This window comes from Streptomyces recifensis (genome assembly GCF_002154615.1).
Lineage (GTDB): Bacteria > Actinomycetota > Actinomycetes > Streptomycetales > Streptomycetaceae > Streptomyces > Streptomyces griseoluteus.
In genome coordinates, this window is record NZ_MUNH01000351.1 from 1 (window position 1) to 2,901 (window position 2,901).

General features: G+C 72.5%; 3 protein-coding genes. 2 read left to right on the plus strand and 1 reads right to left on the minus strand.

Annotated features, from left to right (window positions below; all coding sequences use genetic code 11):
- Positions 1-196 precede the first annotated feature (196 nt).
- Positions 197-862: a class II aldolase/adducin family protein gene (locus tag CCN33_RS18810; protein ID WP_086694742.1), complete on the minus strand. Its 666-nt coding sequence runs from the start codon at positions 860-862 to the stop codon at positions 197-199.
- Between the two features lie 169 nt (positions 863-1,031).
- Here CCN33_RS18810 and CCN33_RS18815 point away from each other — a divergent pair, with 169 nt between their 5' ends.
- Together CCN33_RS18815 and CCN33_RS18820 are read left to right on the plus strand one after the other, a co-directional pair.
- Positions 1,032-1,799, plus strand: a complete 768-nt coding sequence (locus tag CCN33_RS18815) for a lysozyme (protein ID WP_086694744.1) — start codon at positions 1,032-1,034, stop codon at positions 1,797-1,799.
- A 141-nt stretch (positions 1,800-1,940) separates the two neighbouring features.
- A partial coding sequence (locus CCN33_RS18820) for an inorganic phosphate transporter (protein ID WP_086694743.1) occupies positions 1,941-2,901 on the plus strand: 961 nt, incomplete at its 3' end.

The window sequence follows — 2,901 nt, forward strand, 5'->3', positions numbered from 1 at the left end:
ACGGTGAGCCGGGGTTCGGTGGGCAGCGGGCGGCCGGACGGCAGCTTCAGCGCGGCACCGCTGGCGAGCCTTCCGACGGCCACGGACGCGGCGCCCGCGGCCAGCACGGCACCGATCGCGGCGGCGACTACGTGGACTTTGCGCACGCGTCCAGTGTCACGGGACGCGCGCCTCCCGGCCAGTGGAGCCCCCGCGCTCAGCGCTGCCCGTACCCCCGCAGCCGCTCTCCCGCCTCCGCCAGTTCGGTCTCCGACAGCAGCGACGGGCTCAGCCCCGGCACGGAGGACGCCGTGAGCCAGACGCGGCACATCCACTCCAGCTGGGCGGTGCGGTCGTAGGCGCGGTCCAGGGTGTCCCCGTGGGTGAGCGTGCCGTGGTTGCGCAGTAGGCAGCCGGAGCGGTCCTCCAGGGCCCAAAGCACATGGGCGGCGAGTTCGGGGGTGCCGTAGGGGGCGTAGGGGGCGACCCGTACGGGGCCGCCCAGGGCGCCGGTCAGGTAGTGGATGGCGGGCAGCTCGGTGACCAGGGTGGAGACGGCGGTGGCGTGCACGGCGTGGGTGTGGACGATCGCGCGGGCGCCGGTGGTGCGGTACACCGCGAGGTGCATGGGGAGTTCGCTGGTCGGCACCAGCGACCCGAGCACCTGACGGCCGGAGAGGTCGACGCCGGTGACGTCGGCCGGGGTGAGCCGGTCGTAGGGCACGCCCGAGGGGGTGACCAGCACGGTGTCGCCCACCCGTACGGAGACGTTCCCGGAGGTGCCGACGACCAGCCCGTCGGCGACGGTGCGCCGGGCGGTGGCCACCAGCTCGTCCCAGGCCCGCGCCTCGTCGCCGTCCGCGTCCCGCCGCTGTTCCGCCATGCCGCGATCCTGCCAGGAGGCGGCCGGCCGTGTGCCCGCTTCGGCCCCCTCCACGCGCCACCGAACGGGCGAAACCGATGGGAAACGCAAGAAATAGTCACACTTCTTCCGATCCTCCGGCCTTCACTGATCCCTCTTGCCGCTGGACCACGTCTCGCCGGGGGACCGCATGGCCCGTGACCGCTCCTCAACCCGTCGCCGCGCGGGCGTCCTCGTGGCGGCCCTCTCGGCCCTGGCCCTCACCGGGACCCTCACCGCCGCCCACGCCCCGCCGGCCGCGAGGCCGGAGCCGCGCAGGACCCAGCCCAAGGGCCACGACGTGTCCTCGCACCAGAGGAGGGTCGACTGGTACGCGGCACGCGCCGAGGGCGCCCGGTTCGCGTACATCAAGGCGACCGAGGCCACGGCCTACCGCAACCCCTACTTCACCGGCCAGTACAACGGCGCCCGCCGGGCCGGCCTGGTCCGGGGCGCGTACCACTTCGCCCTGCCCGATCGTTCCTCCGGTGCCGCGCAGGCCGCGTACTTCGTCCGGCACGGCGGCGACTGGCGGGCGGACGGGGTGACGCTGCCGCCCGCACTGGACATCGAGTACAACCCGTACGACAAGCACCACAAGTGCTACGGGCTGAGCCGGACGCGGATGGTGCGCTGGATCAGGTCCTTCAGCGACGAGACGCGCCGGGAGACCGGCCGCCGCCCGGTCATCTACACCACCGCCAACTGGTGGACCGCCTGCACCGGCAACAGCCGCGACTTCGCCGCCGACCACGCGCTGTGGATCGCGAGCCACGGTTCCGCCGGGCCCGGCAGGCTGCCCGGCGGGTGGCGGTACTGGACCTTCTGGCAGCGCGGCACCAAGGGAGACCTGCCGGGTGACCAGGATCTCTTCCGCGGCTCCGCCACCCGGCTGCGGGCCTTCGCACGCGGGCACTGAACAGGCCCCGCAAGGCCTCCCGAAGCCCCCGGAATCCGGGCTGCCGCTTCCGGCACCAAGGCGCCCGGCCCAGTTCACCTTCCGTTCACCCAGGTTGCCTACGTTCATCCCGCCAACGACTTCGAACGATTGCCTGGGTAAATGGAAAGCTTCTCGCTGATCCTCGCGATAGTGGTGATAACCGCACTCGCGTTCGATTTCACGAACGGTTTCCACGACACCGCCAACGCGATGGCCACCACCATCTCGACCGGCGCTCTCAAGCCCAAGGTCGCGGTGGCCATGTCCGCCGCGCTCAACCTGGTGGGCGCTTTCCTCTCCGTGGAGGTCGCCAACACGATCTCCAAGGGTCTCGTCGACGAGACCGGCATCCGTCCCGAGGTCATCTTCGCGGCCCTGACCGGCGCGATCCTCTGGAACCTGCTGACCTGGCTGGTGGGCCTGCCCTCCAGCTCCTCGCACGCCCTGATGGGCGGCCTCGTCGGTGCCACCGTCGCCTCGGCGGGCTTCGGCGCCGTCCACGGCGAGGTGCTGGTGACCAAGGTCCTGCTTCCGGCGGTGGCCGCGCCGATCGTGGCGGGTCTCGCCACGATGGTCGCCACCCGCCTCTCCTACGGCATCGGCCGGGACGGCGACACCCCGGTGACCCGCAAGGGCTACCGCGCCGGCCAGATCGCCTCGGCCGGCCTGGTCTCGCTGGCGCACGGCACCAACGACGCGCAGAAGACCATGGGCATCATCACCCTCGCCCTGATCGCGGGCGGTGCCCTCTCCCCCGGTTCCAACCCTCCCACCTGGGTGATCCTCTCCGCCGGCCTGGCCATCGCGCTCGGCACCTACATCGGCGGCTGGCGCATCATCCGCACCATGGGCAAGGGCCTGACCGACCTGGAGCCCCGTCAGGGCTTCGCCGCGCAGACCAGCGCCGCGACCGCGATCCTGGCCTCCTCGCACCTCGGCTTCTCCCTCTCCACCACCCACGTCGTCTCCGGCTCGGTGATGGGCGCGGGCCTCGGCCGCAAGGGCGGAGTGGTCCGCTGGTCCACCGCGACCCGGATGTTCGCCGCCTGGGCGCTGACCCTGCCGGCCGCCGCGCTGGTCG